Source organism: Acinetobacter sp. ANC5681 (genome assembly GCF_023488045.1).
GTDB lineage: Bacteria > Pseudomonadota > Gammaproteobacteria > Pseudomonadales > Moraxellaceae > Acinetobacter.
This window is the reverse complement of the sequence record NZ_JAMFKZ010000037.1, coordinates 1-20534: the sequence shown is the minus strand read 5'-3', so window position 1 is coordinate 20534 and position 20534 is coordinate 1. Positions and strand designations below refer to the sequence as shown.

General features: G+C 39.0%; 22 protein-coding genes and 2 pseudogenes. 8 read left to right on the top strand and 16 right to left on the bottom strand.

All coding sequences use genetic code 11. The features are described 5' to 3' along the window. The 3 genes and pseudogenes from M5121_RS14175 to def all read right to left on the bottom strand — a co-directional run. A pseudogene (locus M5121_RS14175) lies at nt 1–394 on the bottom strand (hypothetical protein); the annotation flags it as partial. Between the two features lie 141 nt (nt 395–535). Continuing rightward, nucleotides 536–919, bottom strand: a complete 384-nt coding sequence (locus M5121_RS14170) for an endonuclease domain-containing protein (RefSeq protein ID WP_249571535.1) — start codon at nt 917–919, stop codon at nt 536–538. A gap of 12 nt (nt 920–931) precedes the next feature. Further along, nucleotides 932–1417, bottom strand: a complete 486-nt coding sequence (gene def, locus M5121_RS14165; protein ID WP_249571534.1) for a peptide deformylase — start codon at nt 1415–1417, stop codon at nt 932–934. Nucleotides 1418–1549: 132 nt separating this feature from the next. Between def and M5121_RS14160 the strand changes: the two genes are divergently transcribed. Further along, nucleotides 1550–1753, top strand: coding sequence for a hypothetical protein (locus M5121_RS14160; RefSeq protein WP_050041691.1), 204 nt, complete (start codon nt 1550–1552; stop codon nt 1751–1753). Nucleotides 1754–1798: 45 nt separating this feature from the next. Here M5121_RS14160 and M5121_RS14155 read toward each other — a convergent pair whose 3' ends face one another. Next, nucleotides 1799–2290 (bottom strand): DUF2505 family protein, encoded by a 492-nt coding sequence (locus M5121_RS14155; RefSeq protein ID WP_005161389.1) that lies wholly within the window; start codon nt 2288–2290, stop codon nt 1799–1801. A 109-nt stretch (nt 2291–2399) separates the two neighbouring features. Beyond that, entirely contained in the window at nt 2400–2690 is a 291-nt protein-coding gene (locus M5121_RS14150) for a hypothetical protein (RefSeq protein ID WP_249571533.1), read from the bottom strand. A 213-nt stretch (nt 2691–2903) separates the two neighbouring features. Between M5121_RS14150 and M5121_RS14145 the strand changes: the two genes are divergently transcribed. Further along, nucleotides 2904–3344, top strand: a complete 441-nt coding sequence (locus M5121_RS14145; RefSeq protein WP_087543420.1) for a universal stress protein — start codon at nt 2904–2906, stop codon at nt 3342–3344. A 44-nt stretch (nt 3345–3388) separates the two neighbouring features. On the opposite strand, the gene M5121_RS14140 is transcribed toward M5121_RS14145, so the two are convergent. The 3 genes from M5121_RS14140 to M5121_RS14130 form a co-directional block, all read right to left on the bottom strand. After that, complete coding sequence (locus tag M5121_RS14140) at nt 3389–4552, bottom strand: alanine racemase (RefSeq protein WP_249571532.1); 1164 nt, start codon at nt 4550–4552, stop codon at nt 3389–3391. A 235-nt stretch (nt 4553–4787) separates the two neighbouring features. Beyond that, entirely contained in the window at nt 4788–6074 is a 1287-nt protein-coding gene (locus tag M5121_RS14135; RefSeq protein ID WP_249571531.1) for a D-arabinono-1,4-lactone oxidase, read from the bottom strand. Next, nucleotides 6071–7816 carry a neutral/alkaline non-lysosomal ceramidase N-terminal domain-containing protein gene (locus tag M5121_RS14130; RefSeq protein ID WP_249571530.1) on the bottom strand — a complete coding sequence of 582 codons (1746 nt, stop codon included), beginning with the start codon at nt 7814–7816 and terminating at the stop codon, nt 6071–6073. Before M5121_RS14130 ends, M5121_RS14135 begins: the two co-directional genes overlap by 4 nt. A gap of 62 nt (nt 7817–7878) precedes the next feature. On the opposite strand from M5121_RS14130, the gene M5121_RS14125 reads away from it, so the two are divergent. Beyond that, complete coding sequence (locus M5121_RS14125) at nt 7879–8976, top strand: AraC family transcriptional regulator (RefSeq protein ID WP_249571529.1); 1098 nt, start codon at nt 7879–7881, stop codon at nt 8974–8976. 342 nt (nt 8977–9318) lie between these two features. On the opposite strand, the gene M5121_RS14120 is transcribed toward M5121_RS14125, so the two are convergent. Genes M5121_RS14120 through tauA form a run of 3 tightly spaced genes read right to left on the bottom strand, consistent with a single transcriptional unit; the run spans nt 9319 to nt 11744 of the window. Beyond that, nucleotides 9319–9906: a TauD/TfdA family dioxygenase gene (locus M5121_RS14120; protein WP_502798289.1), complete on the bottom strand. Its 588-nt coding sequence runs from the start codon at nt 9904–9906 to the stop codon at nt 9319–9321. Next, nucleotides 9903–10694 carry a taurine ABC transporter ATP-binding protein gene (locus M5121_RS14115; protein ID WP_249571528.1) on the bottom strand — a complete coding sequence of 264 codons (792 nt, stop codon included), beginning with the start codon at nt 10692–10694 and terminating at the stop codon, nt 9903–9905. The genes M5121_RS14120 and M5121_RS14115 overlap by 4 nt, the downstream gene beginning before the upstream one ends. 9 nt (nt 10695–10703) lie before the next feature. Further along, a complete protein-coding gene (gene tauA, locus M5121_RS14110; protein ID WP_249571527.1) occupies nt 10704–11744 on the bottom strand; it encodes a taurine ABC transporter substrate-binding protein in 1041 nt (346 codons plus the stop codon). 216 nt (nt 11745–11960) lie between these two features. Between tauA and M5121_RS14105 the strand changes: the two genes are divergently transcribed. Both M5121_RS14105 and chrA read left to right on the top strand, forming a co-directional pair. Beyond that, entirely contained in the window at nt 11961–12884 is a 924-nt protein-coding gene (locus M5121_RS14105) for a chromate resistance protein ChrB domain-containing protein (RefSeq protein WP_249571526.1), read from the top strand. Nucleotides 12885–12886: 2 nt separating this feature from the next. Beyond that, nucleotides 12887–14239 carry a chromate efflux transporter gene (gene chrA / locus M5121_RS14100; RefSeq protein ID WP_249571525.1) on the top strand — a complete coding sequence of 451 codons (1353 nt, stop codon included), beginning with the start codon at nt 12887–12889 and terminating at the stop codon, nt 14237–14239. Between the two features lie 51 nt (nt 14240–14290). On the opposite strand, the gene dmeF is transcribed toward chrA, so the two are convergent. Beyond that, nucleotides 14291–15241, bottom strand: a complete 951-nt coding sequence (gene dmeF / locus M5121_RS14095; RefSeq protein ID WP_249571524.1) for a CDF family Co(II)/Ni(II) efflux transporter DmeF — start codon at nt 15239–15241, stop codon at nt 14291–14293. 56 nt (nt 15242–15297) lie between these two features. Here dmeF and M5121_RS14090 point away from each other — a divergent pair, with 56 nt between their 5' ends. After that, nucleotides 15298–15564 carry a metal/formaldehyde-sensitive transcriptional repressor gene (locus M5121_RS14090; RefSeq protein ID WP_004913737.1) on the top strand — a complete coding sequence of 89 codons (267 nt, stop codon included), beginning with the start codon at nt 15298–15300 and terminating at the stop codon, nt 15562–15564. Here the strand turns inward: M5121_RS14090 and M5121_RS14085 are convergent. From M5121_RS14085 to modA, 3 genes are read right to left on the bottom strand one after another with little or no spacing between them, the layout of a single operon-like run. Beyond that, nucleotides 15559–16176, bottom strand: coding sequence for an ATP-binding cassette domain-containing protein (locus tag M5121_RS14085; protein WP_249571523.1), 618 nt, complete (start codon nt 16174–16176; stop codon nt 15559–15561). The genes M5121_RS14090 and M5121_RS14085 overlap by 6 nt on opposite strands. Before the next feature lie 2 nt (nt 16177–16178). Then, nucleotides 16179–16868: a molybdate ABC transporter permease subunit gene (gene modB, locus M5121_RS14080; RefSeq protein ID WP_249571522.1), complete on the bottom strand. Its 690-nt coding sequence runs from the start codon at nt 16866–16868 to the stop codon at nt 16179–16181. Nucleotides 16869–16872: 4 nt separating this feature from the next. Then, a complete protein-coding gene (gene modA / locus M5121_RS14075) occupies nt 16873–17643 on the bottom strand; it encodes a molybdate ABC transporter substrate-binding protein (protein WP_502798288.1) in 771 nt (256 codons plus the stop codon). 752 nt (nt 17644–18395) lie between these two features. Here modA and M5121_RS14070 point away from each other — a divergent pair. Continuing rightward, on the top strand, nt 18396–19925 hold the full coding sequence (locus M5121_RS14070) for a cryptochrome/photolyase family protein (protein WP_249571521.1): 1530 nt from the start codon (nt 18396–18398) through the stop codon (nt 19923–19925). A 2-nt stretch (nt 19926–19927) separates the two neighbouring features. After that, nucleotides 19928–20089, top strand: coding sequence for a DUF2256 domain-containing protein (locus M5121_RS15895; protein WP_283772313.1), 162 nt, complete (start codon nt 19928–19930; stop codon nt 20087–20089). Between the two features lie 24 nt (nt 20090–20113). Here the strand turns inward: M5121_RS15895 and M5121_RS14065 are convergent. After that, a pseudogene (locus M5121_RS14065) lies at nt 20114–20455 on the bottom strand (lipocalin family protein); the annotation flags it as partial. Nucleotides 20456–20534: the final 79 nt, after the last annotated feature.

The following is a 20534-nucleotide window of genomic DNA, read 5'->3' as shown; positions in this document are numbered from 1 at the left end:
AATCAAATGGCAGAAGACTTTTATCGGTTAGCTGCCTAGAATCTCCCAAGTGAAAGTCTCCTGCTAATTCAGCACACATCATATGTCTCAAATGTGTTTTTCGTTTTCCATAACTTGAATCTTCGTAAATTTTTTCAGAAGCGCCTCTTATATTATTTCCTTCTAGCCGTAAAAATAAATTATGCTGTAATTCCATTTTCTCATAAGGTCTATATACAGTTGTATTTGTTACTGATTTTAAAAACCACTGACCCGAAAAGTCTGGTAGCCCAAAAACTCTTTCTCGAATCCAGAAAAAAACTATTGCAATAATTATAGCAGCGAGAGTAGCCTCCCAAACATCTCCTAATGCAAAATCTTCAAAGATAAAATCAAAAGCCCAAGGTATATTCATATACTTTCCATATCAAATAATAAAGCACTAAAGCCTAGAATAAATTTTAAGTTCTATTAGCTCCTTTTAAAAAGGAGGGAGTAACATGAATCCACTACCATCATAAAATTCACGGAAAGTCACCCTTTCTTAAAGAGGGATTTAGGGGGATTCTAATTTAATAAGTTCTAATCTTTGCTCAACAACACAATAAATCTTCTCAACCACCCCATCAATCTCAGTCAAAATCTGCCTATTACTAAACCTCAGCACAACAAGTCCTAACTCACTTAAAGCTTGATCACGAATTTGGTCAGCCGAACGACCATCTTCAGTGTAATGTTGCCCCCCATCACACTCAATAATAAGGTTCACAGCGGAACAATAAAAATCCACAATATAATTTAATAAAGGTTTCTGTCGATAGAACTGTAACCCTAAAATCTGTTTACGGCGCAATCTTGACCATAGCAATTGTTCTGCATCAGTCATGTTACTTCGTAAATCCCGTGATGGAAGTTTTAAGTTTTTATTGTAAGGCTTCATTGTTTTTATTTTCTAAGCACTCAATCTATCCACAAACAACACACCATCTAAATGATCCACTTCATGTTGCACAATTCGTGCAGGAAAACCCTCAAAGTTCGTTTCAATCACTTCACCTTGTAAAGTGTAATAACGCAATTTAATTGCCTCAGCACGTTCAACCTGCCCACGCTCATTTGCTACACTCAAACAACCTTCTTCACCCAAACAGGTACTTTGAGAAAATTCTAAAATCTCAGGGTTCACCATCACCACAGGATCCATTTCAGGAGCATCTGGATACCGAGGATTGGCACGAGAAGCAACGATGATCACTCGCTTAGAGATATACACTTGTGGCGCTGCTATCCCTACACCATTACGTTCAAGCATAGTGGCATGCATCGCAGAAGCCAGTTGCAATAGCCACTCGCTATTAAACTCCCCCTCAGCAACCGCAGTCGCTTTAATTTTTAAAATCTCTTCACCTCGTTGCGCTACTGGCAAAATTACACTCATCACAGAACCTTATAATTTTTAAATCGAACTTAGATTGATACTATTGGATAATGAATTTGGCTTCTATCATTTTCATTTAAGAATCTTGTCATATTATTTACATAATAAAAATTCAATTCACGGCATAAAACAATGAATGCAACTCAACTTTTTCTAGGTGTCATCTTTGGCTCGATTGGCTTAGGCTATTTTATGTATGGCAAAAAGCAAAAAATGACTGTGCCTTTAGTTTGCGGTTTAGTTCTGATGATTTATCCTTATTTTATCGAAAGTACGACTTTATTAAGTGTCATCGGTGTGGTTATCTCAATATTGCCCTATTTTCTACGCTTCTAAAATAAAAAAACTCCCCTTACGGAGAGTTCTTTTATCGCATCTAAATTAAAGGTTTTTCTTTAATTCATCCTCAACAATTTCAATCTCAAGCTGGCTAAACTTGCGAATCTCGCCCTCTGCATGCTTTTCAAGCATTCCACCGATCAAAGGTACTTTCACCTTTACCGTCCAGGTCAGAGTAATGTCTACTTGGTTACTGTTACCTGTTACCTTACGTTCAGCTTTTGCTTCTAAAGGTAAGTTTGCGCCTAGCTCTACAGTTGAGGTTAAATTTTTTAAATCAGTAATATCAGAACGTTTTAAACGGAATGCATTTTTTAATAATTTTTTAGCCACATCTGGGATATTCACATCAAGATTATATTCACGACGTAAGGTATAAATATCACCTTTTACAGCAGATTCAATAATTTCTAAGTTCTCACCTGGAATACGCTTACATACTGCTTCATGCAATGAAGTCATAGCAACTAATCTTGAAAAATCTTCAATTGAAACGCCATGAATTGTTTCATTTACCGTAAATTGATGTGCCATTTTTTAAATTTCCGTTTAGTTTTAATTAAGGTTTCATCATCGCAGCAAATTATATCATTCTCATTTCAATCACAAAATCTGAACATGTAAAAATTAATGACTGCCCGGATTAATAATTTTTATTGTAATGATGTCTTATACCTAATTTTACCGTTACTCGCTCCGTTCGGCTGATATAGAGATAGTGATTGCCATATTCGATGACTGCATAAAACTGCTCAGCGCCATCATCTAATCCTGTAGCAGACCATGTCGCCCCTTGTGGAAACTCATCTAGCCATTCAGCTTTATAAAAATCTGAAACTGAGTCAAATGCGAGATAACTCTCTGGATCCGCCATAATTTTTGCTGTGACTTGATCAAACTTTTGTTGTTTGAATGCTTCTAAACTGACTAACACAGATGTTCCTATGCCGATAAATATGAAGAAAAATTACAAAAATATAGAGATTCTCTTAGACCCATAGTTTGCTGAGGGATTTCCTATATTTCTAGATTATTTTCAGCGTTATCATAGGTTTTAGATGATCATCCCATTTGCTAGAGTGGGTTTAATGTGTTATCAACTGCTTATACTTTTATCTTTTACAACGATAAACTATAAGGAGTAAATATGTCTTATCAAAATATTTTAGTCGCTGTTGATGATTCTCCAATTTCTTATGCAGCAGTTGAACATACACTGTCTTTAGCAAAATTATCAGGGGCAAAAGTGACTGTACTCAGCGTGGTGGCTGTTGATCCATATGTCGGTGTTGATTTTTATCAAGTTGCACCAGCCATTACCGATCATTTTATGCAGGCTGAAGCGCATGCTAAAACCCAACTACAAGATATTGCTCAATCTTTCATTCGCGATGGAATTGAGGTTCAAACCAAAATTCAGCATGGTGCAGCGAGTGAAGGCATTATTTTTATAGCTGATGAAATTGGCGCAGACCTTATTATTATGGGTTCACATGGTCGTACAGGCGTAAAACGCTTATTACTGGGTAGTGTAGCGCGTGCTGTTTTAACGGAATCACATATTCCTGTGCTGATTGTCAAACAATAAACTGAGACAAAATGCAAAGCCTTGTGTGATCGCACAAGGCTTTTTTATTCCCGAAAGCTTTGCCATGTCTCAAAAGCATGTGCGCGATAAAGCTTCAACTTAGAAAACTGAGGAATAATCGCTTCACTCTGTGTCGGTCTTAAAAACACAAAATCATCGACCTGAATATCACAATCCTTGGGTACATTGACCAACTCCTGATTACTACTTCGCCCATAAAATACATGTGGATGCGCTTGTTTTGGATAGACATAATTCGCCAGCCAATAGCCGCCATAAATAAACACTGCCTTATACTTATGTGGCAATTTATCGAGTAAAGACATTGATGGCAGCTGGGTAAAAGGTAAAACTTTTAAGACTGGCGATGCAATCCATAAAGCAGGCTGTAAAGCCTTTAAAAAATCACTGTCAAAATCACTTGGTTTTAAGAGCATTGAACCAAAAGACAAATCATTGCAGACACTTTCAGTGGTATGAAAGCTAAAGGTTGGACTACCACCGCCATTAAAACACAGCGCATCACTCCACAGCGATGGAAACTGCTGTTTAATTAGCTTTTGGTAATCGGCATAGGTCTGCTGTGAGCTTTGATAAGCCAATTCAGGTTTTTTAATGATGGCTGGAATTTTAGTGACATGTGCATCATAGCCCATCAAACCAGAAAGCTTCAAATACTGCGGATATTGTTGAATCAACTTTAATATTTCGACCATTTGTGCTGCCGATTGCACGCCACCACGATGCAAACCAACATCAATCTCAATATTCACATGCAAAGATAGAGCATAGAGCTGAGCAATCTCAAGATACTGTTGTAATCGTTGCTTGGTATCAATCAGCCACTGAATGTTGGCATTTGACCACTCCGCATGCTGATCAAAAAATTGATGGACTGCTTGAGCGGGCATTGGTTTACCCAACAAAATATTGGCTTCGGCAAAATTTTCTAAGATCGAAACAATATGCGGTTGATGAAATACCATAAAGCGTTGCGTATTCAGTTGTTCAGATAGCAACTTAAGTAATTCTAGGCTTGCTAATGATTTCACTACCAAGCGTGCTTTTAAATGTGGTGCATGTGACAAACGCAGTTGTACATGTTGGATATTTTGTTTTAACGCAGCCGCATCTACAATAAGTTGCGGGGTCGCAATCCCCTGTTTTTTTAGGTCAAGATTGAGTTGTTTAAAATAATGATCCAACATGGCTATACCTTTTTTATTTAATCCTGATCCTAAAAAAACCATCTTATACAAGGGAATGTCATCTACAACCTGAGTAAGCCAAAGCGACCAAAGCTTTGGCAAAACGCAAGAGTTTAAATACAGCTTATACTTCTTAGGATGAAACCAAAGTAAATCTAGCTGAAAGCTTCACCCTTAATTGGATGAGAACTCGATATGATTCCGTTAAATACTTTCAACTCATAAAAAACTCTATTTAACCTAAAAACAGCTTTTTCAGATAGTGATTTAAAAACTTAGCTTCTGGGTCATGCTGCTGACGCAAAGCTATAAAATCATCCCACTTTGGATATAAAGCTCGAAGCTGTGTACTGGTCATATGATGCATTTTACCCCAATGCGGACGCCCTCGATATTTCTGCAAAATCGGCTCAACCACATCAAAAATCAACTTCGGATCTTGCTTATGATATTGATGTACTGAAATCGAAATCGAGTCCTGCTGATAAAAAGGACTGAGCCAAATATCATCACCTTTCACAAAGCGAAATTCGAGCGGAAAAAAGGTGGCGACCTTATACGTTCTTAAAGCATGTAATACTTCATCCAAACACTCAATGCCATGATCAACAGGAATCTGATACTCCATTTCATTGAACTTGGTATTACGCGGTGTTGGAAATATCTTGCTCGACCAATCGACATAGGTGGTTGGTTTGACAAAGATGCCTAATAGTTTCTGTAAATAAGGATTTAGTGACGGAAAGTTTTTGGTCAACTCAGAGCATAAGGTCAGTAAGGTATCATCAGATGGGAAATTCTCTTTCCGCGGTAAAATTGCTTCATCGGTTTCATCCAAAGTTTTCAACATCAACTGCTTTTCATGGGGAAATACAAAACACTCGATATGTCGATGCTGATGCTTCCATTGCTGAATGTTTTGCATCATGTCCTCGACTAGACAAAGTTGAATATGCTCTTTGAGCTTATAGCGAGGTCGATTCTGCATAGTGATCTTGGTTAAGATTCCCAAACTTCCCAGTGAAACCCGCCCTGCGGCAAAGATTTCAGAGTTCTCTGTGCGACTGCATTTTAGGATTTCACCAGATGCCGTCAATAACTCAAAAGCTTCAACATAGGCTGAAATACAATGTAAATCTGCACCTGTACCATGTGTGCCTGTAGAAACTGCACCCGCCAGACTTTGCTGATCAATATCTCCTTGATTCATCAAAGCCTGATTGATGGATTGCTGCTGTAAATGCTGATCTAAATCGTATAAACGTGTACCCGCATAAATATTGCTCTGACAGTGTTCTACATCGAAAGATGCAATACCTGAAATTCGATCTAAAGATACTAAGGTCGCATCGGTACACACCAACGGCGTAAAGGAATGCCCTGCACCGACTACCCGTATTTTTTGCTGTTCATAAACAATCGACTGTAATTCTTGAATATTGACTGGTTGTAAAATCTGTTGAGGCTTGGCTTTTTGAAAGCCTGACCAGTTCGACCAGATACCTTGTGTTAAATCACTCATACTGCCTCTCCTTGGCTAACGGCAGTTTTTAAATTGCCATGATTGCTGCGTTTTGCGAGTTCGTTTTCTGGAATCGGCTGTGGTCGTGTCATTTCATCGTAATGACGTTTATTTTTTTCTAACAACAATTGTTTTGCCAAATCTTTGAATTTGCTCTGACAAGCTGCCAATGTCCATTGACCAAATAAGGTATGCCCACCCTCATAAGCTTGTTGTTGGTATTCTTCATAGGTCGTGACATAACCCATATAATCATTGCAATACGATGCCAACCAGACTCGTTCTATATCAGATTGATTTAAAAAAACCTGCTGCACTGTCTCCACAACTCGTTGTCCTGCAATCGTCGTAAATTCGCCTGGACAGCAAATCAAAGCCAATTGACCTAATCTCACAATCTGTAAGGGAACCACGCTCGGGACTAAAGGACTCTGCTGAATCGCCCCCGCTTTCACTTGTCGGTTCATTTCTGCAATCAACGGATCAAGCATACTCGGTGGAAAACCAATCGGCTGACCCAAAATCTTTTTGGTGCCTGCCTCCAATAGAATCTGTTTCGGTCCCTGTGAGGCATAAAGTTGTTGATATTCTGCAAAATCGACTGCTTTTGAATGCTTGGTTTTCTGTTTGCGAAATTGATCGGCTAAAAACTGCATCCCTTTAATTAAAACTTTTGGTGCACCTAAACCATCGACAGGTGTTCCTGCAAAAAATGCGGTGCCATGACAAGGCTGACTGGTTTTTGCATGCTTTTGCCCAGCTGCAAACTCATCTGGAATCTCAATATTACTCAGATCAACATAGGACAAAACAGCATCAATCTTACCTTCAACTTTATGTAAATTTTTAGGAATATTGGACTGTAAAGCCGTCAAAGCCAGCTCACTTTGATAACGACCATTTTGTTGTGCGTATTGATATTCCTGCTCGCCTTTAATCTTATTGCGAATCTTCAGCTGATCTTTGCCATGAAAATGCGGTGATACGTCCCCTGCAGTTGCTTGAGCAAAAATCGTGACTGGATTTTGAATCCCTTGCTCAATTAAAGCCTGCTCAGAGAATACGGCTGCATAGCCTTTATTATCGCCATCATAGGCGTTTAAAGAATTTCCCAAACAGGTTGCATGGACACCAAATAATGAAATAAACGACTGTAGTTGTTGCTCACGATAGAAACCGATCAACTGCATTTCTCTGTTTAAGGCTAAATGCGTTTCAGCTTCGGTACGTGGCTGAACTTCTGGATTCCGATTATAGGCTTTGATTGAGCGATTCCATGCGACAGGTGTCTGTTCTGGAAAATGCTGCGTCCCTAAAAAAATCTCGGTGTCTTGTTCAGATGCAATCGCATTTTGAATACTCTGTACAAGTGCCTCTACAATGGCATTTAAATGCTCAGGTACAAAACCAGGGGTCGGCATGTTGTATAAAGCTTCATAGCCACAACCGCCAGGCCCAGAATGAGTATGAGTAGCCATTAACACCAATTGATTTTCATCAAATCGTGAATCAAGGATTTGTGTGAGTCGCGCTACTGTTTGACTGCGTATGGCATGGGTAATACAGCCTAAATCCAGACAGCAAATGATGAGCCGATGCTGCTGATCAACAATACTAAAGCTACGTGCAAATAAAGCTGTGCGCTGTTCATAGGCCCGATGTGACCATTGTCCATAACCAAACATGGCATAGCCTTTCGGTGTAATTTTGATTTGTTGTTTATCCCAACCCACCTGATACATCACGACTTCCTTTCGATTCTTTTTCTAACTGTGTTAAAGCATGTTGAAAGTTAATCAAAATTATGCGATACGCAACAGGGTTAAAGAGACTTTTCTTTGGGGGGCAAAACGGACTTATGCCTATACGTAGCAGCGATAAAAATGATCAACAGCAATTTATTCCACCCACAATTCTGGCGAGCCTGATCCATTATGCAGAGCAGCAACAGTGGGATTATGCTGCATGGTTTCAGAATTCAGGTTTAGACATTACACAAATACAGCAAACCCAAGCTGTGGTCCGTTTTAGCCAACTCTGTGATGTGGTTGGTCAAGCCATGACCACCTATCAGCAGCCCGACCTTGGTTTAAAGCTTGGCAGTAGCGAAGGTCTGATTTCGATGGGGATTTTGGGCTTTGCCATGCAATCCTGTAAAACCGTTGCAGATGCTCTAGACATTGCACTCCGCTACCATCGGATTTCTGGCAGTGTCTTAAATATCGACTTTTCTATCCACGCTGATCTTTGTGAATTAGAAGTCACTGAACCCTATCCCTGCAATGAACTTAAAGCCTTTTTCTATGATGAATTATTCAGCAGCATCATCACCTGTTTAAATGCAATGCTAGGTGATCATGATGATGTGATGAGCCTTGAGCTCAGCTATTTAGCAAACGAATATCAACAGCAATATAATGATATCTTTGGCTGCCCAATTCAATTTAATCGTGACAGGAATATCATGCGTTTTAGCACTAGCCTGTTGCAGCGCAGCTTAAAAAATTACAGCCCTGCCAATTACGCAACTGCTATCCAAATCTGTGAACAAGCCTTAAAAGAAATCGACCGGCTCAATCAGGTCGGCTATGTACATTTACTTGATCATTTGATTGAACAGCATTTACCTGAGCGTTTCGAGATGCAGCAAGCCGCAGAACAATTACACATCAGCGAACGCCATTTAAGACGGCAATTATTATTGGAAGGTCTGAGTTTTCAACAAATTCGGCAAAATGTATTGGAACGTAAAGCCAAACAATTACTGGGACAAAACCTGTCCATCAGTGAGATTAGCCTGCAATTGGGTTTTAGCGAATTACGTGAATTCCGACGTGCCTTTAAACGCTGGACAGGGCAAGCGCCTTCGGTTTACAAGCAGACCTGTGAAATCAGCCACTAAAGTCCGTTTAAATATTGAGTTAATTTATTGAAGGATAGGCTTTAGCGGAGTCGTGCCGTGCTCTCATCCAATTTAAGGATAAGCCTTCAGCTGGAGTTACTTTGGTTTCGCCCTGAGAAGCGTTTGAAGCTTCGTAAGAGCAAAGGCATTGTCATCTACATAAGGAGCGAATATAGCTTCGCAAGGTATTTTCAGCTTTATTTCGCTTCGCCAAAGCTTTAGTCGCTTTGGCTCGCTCAGGTTGTGGATGAGATTACCGAGTATCAAATACTGGAAATAACCTCAGCTCCAAGAATAAAAAAGCTCAGGATTTTACCCAAGCTTTATAATCGAAATAGAATCTTAACTCGCTGCTTGATAAAACGGTACATCGCCATTAATCGTGGCACGATGCATAATTCGATGTGCATCACCATAATCAAAAAAAGCCTTATGCTGTGTACAACGATTATCCCAAATCGCTACATCACCCACCTGCCACTGCCAACGCAAATGGAACTGCTCATTGGTCGCATGGGCAAATAAATATTGCAGCAACTCCGTACTTTCTGTTTCATCTAACTCATTAATACGTGTGGTAAAACCTTCACTGATAAATAAGATCGGCTGCCCCGTCACCGGATGCGTTCTCACCACAGGATGAACAACAGGTGGATTGCGCTTAAAGGTTTCTTCCAGTTTTTTACGCTCAACATCATTATGCGCAAAACGCTCAATCGGGAAAGATTGACGAATGTCGTGTGTAGCCGTTAAGCCTTTTAACTTTTGCTGCAAACCTTGATCCAACGCAGCAAATGCGGCTAGACTACGATGGCGAGTAAAAAAGGCGCCTATTGGACTAAAAACCGAGGCAGACTGTGCTTGGTTAGTCGATCCTAATTCCTCGGCCTTGCTCACTTCATAAGCTGTATTTTCCGCTTGCCCGGTCATACAGCCACCTCATGCCCTGTCTGTTTCTGCACGCGTAAACGTTCAAACAATTGCTCGCGTAATTGAATAAATTTTGGATCAGATTTAATCGCACGAATCGATTCACCTTGCTTATAACGCTCTGCAAAATCCAGCTTTAAAGTTTCGACAATCTTGCCTGGACGAGCCGTCATCAACACCAATTGGTTACTCAGCAATAGTGCTTCCTCAATATCATGTGTGATCAGGAAGAAGGATTTATTTTGTTCAATCCATAAATCTAGCACCAACTGCTGCATGGTTTCACGGGTAAAAGCATCAAGCGCAGCAAAAGGCTCATCCAATAAAATGAATGCCGCATGGCTGATCAAGGCACGTGCGATTCCAACCCGTTGTTTCATGCCACCTGACAATTCCCAAATATTGGCTTGAGCCACATGACTCAAGCCAACAATTTTAAGAATTGCATCGACTTGCTGTTGAATGTCTTGCTCTTTTAAACCTCTGAGCTGCAAAGCAAAACCGATATTTTCAGAGACATTTAACCAAGGTAATAGCGCATGATCCTGAAATACCACTGCACGACGTGCATCTGGCGCAGTCACCACTTCATGATCCAGTGTAATCCACCCCGAACTTGGCTTTTGAAAACCCGCCAAAATATTCAGTAATGTTGTTTTACCACAACCAGACTCGCCCAAAATCACAGTCAAAGTGCCTTCTTCGATCTTCAGATTGATATCTTGCAATACAGGTACTGTCTGTTTTGGAAAGGTTAAATGAAGATGCTCGGCAGCTAATACGCTCATTTCGATCTCCTATGGCTGTAAGAATTGGGTAGTGACATTCGCTTTATAATCAGGTTTAACTTGATCGACCTTGCCTTGGCTTTTTAAGAATGTTGCGGTATCGAAAATATTTTTGGCAAACTCACCCGCTAAAGTCGCGTGTTGTTGCTGACCATTCAAATAAATATTGCCGGATAACAGTAGAGGAATATCTTTCACATCAGAGCCTGTCAGCTGAGCAATTTTCTGAATATTATCGGCATTTTGTTCAAATGCTTTCGGATCTTGCTGATACGCTTCAACTTGTTTCAAACTGGTTTTTACGAATGCTTTTAAGAACTCTGGATTTTTTTCAGCGAAATCTTTACGAACCACCCATAAATCATAGGTTGGTGCGCCCCACTCGCCGACTTGTTTCGAGTCTGTTAATACATGACCACTGGCTTTGACTTTGCTTAATGCAGGTTCCCAAACATAAGTTGCATCAATATCTCCACGTTCCCAAGCTGCTGTGATTTCTGGTGGACGTAAGTTAATAATCTTGACTTGATTATCCGCAATATTCCAATGCTTGAGCGCTGACAATAAGCTGTAATGCGTGGTTGAGACGAATGGTACGGTAATGGTTTTGCCAATCAAATCTTGAGGTTTTTGAATGCCTGATTTGTTACTCACCACCAATGCCTCTGAACCGCCTAATTTAGCCGTCACCAGAAAGACTTCAATTGGTAAATCACGACTTGCAGCAGCAGCCAGAGGACTAGAACCAATATTGCCGATCACCACATCACCCGAAGCCAATGCATTAACTACATCTGAACCAGCATCAAATTTACGCCATTGAATTGCTTGATTAGTATCACGTTCATATTCTCCATTTGCCTGTGCAACCTTGGTCGGATCAACACCTGTTTGATAGGCAATCACCAATGCTTTGTTGTTTTTAGACTGAACAGATGTAGCATCTTTTTGATTTTGATAGACAATAAAAGCAACAATCGCCACAAGGACGATCGCTGTAACAATTAGCGGCTTAGAGTTCTTGATGCCCATAATTAGATGATCTTTCAACAATATAGGCTTATGGTATGTATTTAGCTTTATGATTAAAAATAAGAAAAGATGCGTTGTTTATATTTTTTTAAGATAAAGAAATCAAAATAATTGGACTCCTGTCATCTATTTTTCAAATCGCTTCTGTATAAAACATATGAGCATATGCATTTTTTAGATTTATAAAATTAAATTTATATGTAATATATATAACAAATTTGTTGAGTATATTACATGAATATATCATTACTCATTTCATCACTACCCACTCAAAGCACCACTGCCCGTATGCGAGTATGGCGGTCAATTAAAGCAAGTGGCGCAGCAACACTCAGAGACGGTGTTTACCTCTTACCTGCTGAGCATTCAGAAAAATTTACGCCAATCGCGAATGACCTCATTTCAGAGCATGGTACAGCCTATATTTTTCAAACGACTTCGACAGAACAGCTCAATTTGGCCGAAATGTTTAGTCGCCAAGATGAATATGATTTGCTGTATCAGCAATTGATTGGGTTAAGAGAAAATCTAAATGAAATCAATAAAAAAGAATCCCTAAAACAGATTCGTAAATTACGCAAAAATTTTGATTCACTCATTGAAATTGACTTTTTCCCAACAGAAGCCAAAACACAGACCAGCAATGAAATAAATAGCCTTGAACAAATTATTCTACGTCTAGGCGAAATCAATGAACCTCAGATGAACCAAGGCAATATCCAAACTCTACTGCAAGAAAACTTTCAAAACAAAGTGTGGGCAACCCGAAAACGACCTTGGATTGACCGCTTAGCCTCGGGTTGGCTCATTCAAAATTTTATTGACCCTCATGCAACATTCCTATGGTTAGAAGCGCCAACAGACTGCCCATCATCTGCTTTAGGCTTTGACTTTGATGGTGCTACGTTTAGCCATATTGAGCATTTGGTTACCTTTGAAGTGCTGTTGCATAGCTTCTCACTGCATCAAAAACCTGCATTAAAGAAAATTGCGGAGATTGTGCATTTCCTTGATGTAGGAGGTATTGAACCGCCTGAGGCCATTGGAATTGAGAAAGTGATTCAGGGATTAAGAAGTAAAATCCAAGATGATCAGCAATTATTAGAATTATCCAATTACGTTTTTGATGGCTTATATGCCAATTTTTTTCGAGAATAGTCATGCAACAACAACAGATCAACCCACCAGTCCCCCCCATAGTAAGCATCTCTTTTTGGCAAGCCTTTTTATTTTGGCTGAAATTAGGCTTTATTAGTTTTGGGGGGCCAGCAGGTCAAATTGCAGTAATGCACCAAGAACTGGTCGAACAGAAACGTTGGATTTCTGAAAAAAGATTCTTACATGCACTCAACTATTGCATGCTTTTACCTGGCCCTGAAGCACAACAACTCGCCATTTATATTGGTTGGTTGATGCATCGAACCGCAGGTGGCTTAGTTGCAGGCATTCTGTTTGTTCTACCTTCTTTATTTATTCTGATTGCCCTATCATGGATTTATATTGAGTTTGGTGATGTGCCGATTATTGCTGGATTATTTTATGGCATCAAACCTGCGGTCACGGCGATTGTGTTTCATGCAACTTATCGTATAGGTAGTCGTTCACTGAAGAATAAATTCTTATGGCTCATTGCAGCTGCTGCATTTATCGCAATATTTTTCTTTAATATCCCATTTCCATTGATTGTATTCAGTGCCGCAATACTTGGATATTTACTCAGTAAAAAGCAGCCACATTTATTTAGTCAGCAAGCATCTCATCAAAGTAATCAAAAAAATTATGGTGCAGCACTGATTGATGACAATACACCACCACCTGCCCATGCTATTTTTCGCTGGGCGAATCTCGCTAAAATTGTTCTTACCGCAGCATTTTTATGGTGTATTCCGATCTTACTGTTGACCTTCAGCCTAGGCTGGCAACACGCTTATACTCAGATGGCATGGTTCTTTACTAAAGCAGCCTTGCTTACCTTTGGCGGAGCATATGCTGTGCTGCCTTATGTCTACCAAGGTGCAGTGAATTATTACGGATGGTTAAATCCCACTCAAATGATTGATGGATTGGCACTCGGAGAAAGTACACCTGGCCCATTAATTATGGTTGTCGCATTTGTAGGATTCTTGGGTGGTTTTAATCAAGCTTTACTCGGAACTGAACATCTGTTTCTTGCAGGTGCCGTGGGTGCAGTAATTGTTACTTGGTTTACCTTTCTCTTTTCCTTCGTTTTTATTTTCGCTGGCGCACCACTAATTGAATCTACACATAACGAGCTTAGGTTTACCGCACCACTCACTGCGATCAGCGCTGCTGTTGTAGGTGTCATTCTTAATCTTGCTCTATTCTTTAGCTATCACGTGCTATGGCCAAATGGTTTTGATCATGCATTTAATTACGAAGCGGCAATCATTACCATTGCAGCGATGATCGCACTCTTTAAATTTCAGATTAATGTTCTTTACGTGATCTTTGCTTCAGCACTTTGTGGTTTGATCCTATATCTCTTTGTTTAAACTATTAAGCTAGAGTTGAGTTATTCGACTCTAGCTTCAGTCTCAGAAATATTAAATATGATGAATTTCAACTGAGGCATGCACAATTTCTTCATGTATGGATAGCTCACGTTTGACTTGATCAGGAGTCAAATCAGCTATCGATGTTTCCAATCCTAAAATACAAGAGAATTTGCCTTTCCCAACTTTCCATACATGTAGGTCTGTGATTTCTACCTGTGGAAGTTGGGCAATTACATCCTTTATTTCTTGTACCACTGGGTGTCCCATTTCAGCATCTAATAAGGTTTTACCTGTTTCTTGAATTAATCCCCAAGACCATTTGGCAACCAGTAATGCACCAATAACTCCAAGCAAGGCATCTAGAAAATTCCAGCTAAAATATTTTGCAGCAAATAAAGCAATAATTGCGAGCACTGAAGTCACCGCATCTGCCACTACATGCAAAAATGCGGCTTTTTGATTTAAATCATGGTGATGATGGTGATCGTGTGTATGCTGATGATCATCGTGATGGTGATCATGTGAATGATGATGGTGATGCTCATGTCCACCATCATGTAACAACCATGCACAGACCAAGTTTATAACTAAACCTACAACTGCGATTGGAATCGCTTCATTGAAATGAATCGTAACAGGATTAAATAATCGTTCAATCGACTGAATCCCCATCAATAGCGCAACGACCATCAATAAAATAGCACTGCTATAGCCTGCTAAAATTTCTATTTTCCATGTTCCAAAACTAAATCGGGAGTCACTTGCATACTGTCGAGCCATTCGATAAGCAAAGTAAGCCAAACCTAGTGCTAGCATGTGGGAACTCATATGCCAACCATCAGCCAGTAACGCCATCGAATTAAAAATCCATCCCCCTAAGATTTCTAAGATCATCATCACAGCGGTCAAAATTGTGGCGATCAAAATCTTTTTCTGGGCTAAAGGATTTCCCTGATCAAATTGATGAGAATGGCGTCTTTCTAGGTTAGTATGCTGCATTTGCTTTAACTTTAAAATATACTCCCCCTTAGTATATATTTTTTCAGGAAAAATGTATGTCTCATCTACACCATGACAAAAAAATTCTTAATCGAGTGAAGCGCATTCAAGGACAAATTACCGCGGTTGAAAAATCATTAACCAATCCAGAGAGTTCATGTATCGAAGTTTTACAGCAAGTCGCCGCTGTTAAAGGTGCTGTAAATGGTTTAATGAATCAATTAATTGAACAACACTTAAAAGAACACGTACTAAAGGATGCTGAACATATTAATGAAGAAGAAATACAAAAGTTTCTTGCTTTATTACAACGTTATTTATAGATACCAAATCTCGTGAGTGAGTTGTTCGATTTCTGATTTATCATGACTCACATACAGCATCGGAATTTTGAGCTCTACTTTGATTTTTTGAAAGAAAGGAATAATCTCTTTTTTGTGCGCGGAATCAAGAGCAGAAAGTGGTTCATCTAATAATAATAATTGTGGTGAGTACAGCAAGGCACGCCCAAGTGCAACACGTTGTTTTTCCCCTCCTGAGAGCTTAATCGGCATCCTTTCAGTTAAATGCTCCAATTTAAGCAATTCAACAATATAGTCGAGTTCAAACTGACGCTGCTCGGGGCGAATATGTTTGAAACCAAACAATAGATTCTGCATTACATTTTTATGAGGAAATAACTGCGCATCCTGAAATACCAAACCAATCCGACGCTGTTGTGTACTCAGGTTAATGTTCTGCTCCCGATCAAACCATGTTTGATTCTGTATTTTAATCCAACCTGATTGGGGTTTAATCAACCCAGCAATACTATGCAAAATCGTAGTTTTTCCTGAACCTGAAGCTCCAAATAAACCAATCACAGACTGATCGGATTGAAAGCGTTGATCTAGAGAAAATTGTCCTTGGGTAAGTTGGATATGGCAATCAATCATGCTTAACGACCACGCTTATTTTTTTGATAACGATTGAACCATTGCGCAAACCACAACGCAAAAAACGCCACAGATAAAGACAAAATAATCAATCGCCATACTGCGGCTTCAGTATCAGGCTGCTGCATCAGACTATACATCGCTAAAGGCAGTGTCCGTGTTTCACTGGCAATATTGCCAACAAAAGTAATCGTTGCACCAAACTCACCCAAACTTCGACAAAAACATAAAATGCTCCCCACCAAAATACCACTACTGGCAAGAGGTAATGTCACCTGCATAAATGCCCCAAAGGAAGATGCACCTAAAGTTTTTGCAGCCATTTCTAAGCGCTGGTCGACCAGTTCAATGGCGAGTCGAATTGATTGTACCAATAACGGAAAACCCATCACTGCAGAAGCCAACACAGCCCCTTTCCAATTAAACGCAAACTCTAAACCCAAGGGTGCAAGGTATTGCCCTAAGATACCTCGATTGCCAAAAATTTGAAGTAACAAATAACCAGGTACAACTGGTGGTAACACTAAAGGTAAGAAAACCAGTGTTTCAAATAGTGATTTTCCCCAGAACTCTTTTCGAGCCAAAACCCAAGCAATCAAAATAGCAGGAATTAAACTCACAATCAGACATGTTGCTGCCACTTTAGATGACAGTAGCAACACCTCAAGTTCTTCAGGAGTCAGAATCATCATTTAATTACTTAAGTACACTAAAACCATATTTTTTAAATACTTTTTTTGCCTGACTGCTTTGTAAAAACTTATAGAATTTCATTGACTCTGTATTCTTCTTTACTAAACCTATTGGATAAATAATCGGTGGATGCGTATTCTCAGGAAATATACCTGCAACTACCACATCTTTACTGATCACAGCATCGGTCGCATACACAATACCCACCTGACATTCACCACGTGCCACAAAGTTTAAGGCAGCACGTACATCCTCTGTCTCCACTAGGCGAGTTGAAACCTTATCCCACCAGCCGATCGAATTCAAAGCCTGCTTTGCATATTTCCCAACAGGTACACTCTTGGTATCACCTGTACACCATTTACCTTGAGCAACCCTAGTGAAATCAAAACTTTTATCTATTTTTAATTTGATTGGACGAGCTTTGGGAGCAATCACTACCAAACGATTACCCAATAAATTCACGCGATCACTTGCTGAAACAAGCTGCTTATTCTGTAAATAATCCATCCATTGCACATCGGCCGAAATAAATACATCAGCTGGCGCACCTGCTTCAATCTGCTTAGCTAGCGTTGAAGAACCCGCATAAGAAGTCTTTACTTCAACTTTATTTTTTTGTTCGTAGATTGCATCTAATTCATTCACCGCATTGGTCAAACTTGCTGCGGCATAGACCGTTACAGACTCATTCGCAAAAACATTGCTACTAGAAAATACGCTACAACCAAAGATAGTACATAAAACACGGATCGCTTTCATATTGATCGGCATGCCACTTTTCCCTCAGAAATCGATATATTTTTAAAAAAATATTGAAAGATAAAAATATGCTAAAAATAACAGAGATTAGGGCTTTGCTATTTTTAATGATGCTATGAGTCAAAATAAAATCTCACAGCATGATGAAATTCAATTTCACCTAATGTGAGTTCATCCCAGTTTGGTGCAAAAATTAAAAACAGCTCAATTTAGTGCAATCCAAATTATGAAACCTTTTCCCCTTTTGCAAAGGTCGCATTTTAAAGATCCTAATTTTATTGAAATCAGAACGATAAAATATACTTCATACTTAAAAATATATTCTCAGAAATATAGCGATAAGCAAAAGATTTCACTCCAAAAATACAAAAAATATGGTGAAATATGTTTCAAGAAGGAAACAAACGAAAAATACTTTGCATCTCTTCCAAGAGCCTGAGCATAGATATTTTTCAACCAGCATAAAGCAATGGCTATGCCAAAAAATTGGATGATTAATGTAACTCACACAAAAGCTGTGGCAATGTCATTCAACCAACGCTGAGCTGTAATTGTTACGGTCAAAAATTAGATGCACGTTTGATGTCACCTGTTTCTTTCACTGAAAATATTTCATAGTCTATATTCAAGTTTTAGCCATTTATTTAAGTGCCCATGCTGCTTAATTTAAAAGCTCTCAATCCAATACGATTAAAAAGAATTGCAGTATTCACAAGAACTTTACAACCGAAAAACTATATTCAAATTTTTAAGCGTGAAAGCTTATGCGCTACGGTTTAATTTTAGGTGATCAACTCTCGGAAGAAATCGCCACATTAAAACGACTTGATAAACATGAAGATGTGATTTTAATGGCAGAACTGGTTGAAGAAACCACTTACGTAAAACATCATTCTCAGAAAATTGCACTCATTTTTAGTGCAATGCGACATTTTGCCAAACATCTTAAACAACAAGGATGGACTGTTCGTTATCAAGTTTTTGAGCGTTCAAAAACAACAAACAATTTTCTTCAATTTCTTAAGTCTCAATTAGATAAACAAGAGGCAAAAGGTTTAGTCATAACCGCATGTGGAGAATACCGCTTACAATATCAAATGGAAAATAGTTGGGAAAAAGAACTTAACATTCCCATACAAATCCTTATAGACGATCGTTTTTTCTCTTCGATTCAAGCTTTTAAACAATGGAGTTCAACTGCCAAAGTCCTACGGATGGAGTTTTTCTACCGAAAGTTAAGACAGCAAACAGGCTATTTGATGCAGGCGGATAAACCAATTGGAGGAAAATGGAATTTTGATAGTGATAATCGTCAAAAGTGGAATGGAACCCCCTCTATTTCTCCTGCTTTATATTTTACTCATGACCAAATTGATTTAGATGTGATCGCTTTAGTTAAAGCAGAGTTTCAAGATCATATTGGTCAAATTGATCATTTCAACTGGGCAACTACACGTCAACAGGCTCTTCAAGCCCTTGACCATTTTATCCAACATCAATTAGTCCATTTTGGTCAATATCAAGATGCTATGGTGAACCAACAAGATTATATGTTCCATAGCCTCCTTTCTCCCTACCTAAACTGTGGATTGCTGTCACCCAAGGAAGTTTGTGATGCTGCTGAATCAGCTTATTACAATAACCAAATTCCGTTGAACGCTGCTGAGGGTTTTATTCGACAAATACTAGGTTGGCGTGAATTTATTCGCGGCATTTATTGGCTGTGTATGCCAAATTATCGTGATCTCAATAAATTAAATGCTGAAAGAGACTTGCCCAGCTATTTTTGGACTGCTGAAACAAAAATGCAATGTATGCATGAATGTTTAAGAAACTCTTTGGAAAATGCTTATGCTCACCATATTCAACGCTTGATGGTGATTGGTAATTTCACATTACTGAATGGCATCTCACCCAAGCAAGTCAATGAATGGTATTTGAGTGTCTATGCTGATGCATTTGAATGGGTACAACTTCCAAATACTCATGGAATGGTTTTATTTGCAGATGCTGGTCTTGTTGCAAGTAAACCTTATGCAGCATCAGGTAATTACATTCATAAAATGTCTAATTACTGTGAACACTGCCATTACAATGTAAAAACCAAAACTGATCATGATAGTTGCCCATTCAACAGTTTATATTGGGACTTTCTACATCGAAATCGAGTCTTTTTTAGTTCAAATCCGCGGATGACAATGATGTATAAGCAATGGGATAAATTAGAATTATCTGAACAAAATCGTATTTTAAAACGTGCCTCCCACCTTCAAAATCAAATCGAAGAACTCTAAAAATGCATAAAAAAATACATTTACCCGAGAAAGTTTGTCTAAATTGCCAACTCACATTTTCTTGGCGTAAAAAATGGGAAAGATGTTGGAATGAAGTTCAATATTGCTCTAAAAAATGTAAATCACAAGCTAAAATTAATAGTAAAAATCAGGTATCAAACTGAGATACCTGATTAAATTTTAAGAACTTATGGTGTCCGATGAGGAGTTTTGATGAGCTTAGATAAGTCGTAACCTTGTTGTTTCGCTGTTTCAAGGTATGAATTATAAGTAGCGTCATCAATTGTTGGTGTCTTAGAAAGAAGCCATAAATATTTCGTCGATGGCCCACCTACCAATGCAACTTTATATTCAGGATCTACGCGTAAAACCCAATAATCGCCTTTCGTAAATGGCAGCCAACGTAAACCTTTAGGTAAGAAACTAACTTTCAATTTACTATTCCCACTATTAGCAGGATAAGCCACACCTTCTGAACTATCCATTTGCCCTGTTTTAGTTCTACAGCTATTTAAGACCCCGATGGTTTGATGTGTGCTGAATTAGCAGGAGACTTTCACTTGGGAGATTCTAGGCAGCTAACCGATAAAAGTCTTCTGCCATTTGATT

Bases quoted from the DNA above. Each gene is read 5' to 3' on its own strand.
- M5121_RS14170 (WP_249571535.1), bottom strand. From the start codon at position 919: ATGAAGCCTTACAATAAAAACTTAAAACTTCCATCACGGGATTTACGA.
- def (WP_249571534.1), bottom strand. From the start codon at position 1,417: ATGAGTGTAATTTTGCCAGTAGCGCAACGAGGTGAAGAGATTTTAAAA.
- M5121_RS14160 (WP_050041691.1), top strand. From the start codon at position 1,550: ATGAATGCAACTCAACTTTTTCTAGGTGTCATCTTTGGCTCGATTGGC.
- M5121_RS14155 (WP_005161389.1), bottom strand. From the start codon at position 2,290: ATGGCACATCAATTTACGGTAAATGAAACAATTCATGGCGTTTCAATT.
- M5121_RS14145 (WP_087543420.1), top strand. From the start codon at position 2,904: ATGTCTTATCAAAATATTTTAGTCGCTGTTGATGATTCTCCAATTTCT.
- M5121_RS14140 (WP_249571532.1), bottom strand. From the start codon at position 4,552: ATGTTGGATCATTATTTTAAACAACTCAATCTTGACCTAAAAAAACAG.
- M5121_RS14135 (WP_249571531.1), bottom strand. From the start codon at position 6,074: ATGAGTGATTTAACACAAGGTATCTGGTCGAACTGGTCAGGCTTTCAA.
- M5121_RS14130 (WP_249571530.1), bottom strand. From the start codon at position 7,816: ATGTATCAGGTGGGTTGGGATAAACAACAAATCAAAATTACACCGAAA.
- M5121_RS14125 (WP_249571529.1), top strand. From the start codon at position 7,879: ATGCGATACGCAACAGGGTTAAAGAGACTTTTCTTTGGGGGGCAAAAC.
- M5121_RS14120 (WP_502798289.1), bottom strand. From the start codon at position 9,906: ATGACCGGGCAAGCGGAAAATACAGCTTATGAAGTGAGCAAGGCCGAG.
- M5121_RS14115 (WP_249571528.1), bottom strand. From the start codon at position 10,694: ATGAGCGTATTAGCTGCCGAGCATCTTCATTTAACCTTTCCAAAACAG.
- M5121_RS14105 (WP_249571526.1), top strand. From the start codon at position 11,961: ATGAATATATCATTACTCATTTCATCACTACCCACTCAAAGCACCACT.
- chrA (WP_249571525.1), top strand. From the start codon at position 12,887: ATGCAACAACAACAGATCAACCCACCAGTCCCCCCCATAGTAAGCATC.
- dmeF (WP_249571524.1), bottom strand. From the start codon at position 15,241: ATGCAGCATACTAACCTAGAAAGACGCCATTCTCATCAATTTGATCAG.
- M5121_RS14090 (WP_004913737.1), top strand. From the start codon at position 15,298: ATGTCTCATCTACACCATGACAAAAAAATTCTTAATCGAGTGAAGCGC.
- M5121_RS14085 (WP_249571523.1), bottom strand. From the start codon at position 16,176: ATGATTGATTGCCATATCCAACTTACCCAAGGACAATTTTCTCTAGAT.
- modB (WP_249571522.1), bottom strand. From the start codon at position 16,868: ATGATGATTCTGACTCCTGAAGAACTTGAGGTGTTGCTACTGTCATCT.
- modA (WP_502798288.1), bottom strand. From the start codon at position 17,643: ATGCCGATCAATATGAAAGCGATCCGTGTTTTATGTACTATCTTTGGT.
- M5121_RS14070 (WP_249571521.1), top strand. From the start codon at position 18,396: ATGCGCTACGGTTTAATTTTAGGTGATCAACTCTCGGAAGAAATCGCC.
- M5121_RS15895 (WP_283772313.1), top strand. From the start codon at position 19,928: ATGCATAAAAAAATACATTTACCCGAGAAAGTTTGTCTAAATTGCCAA.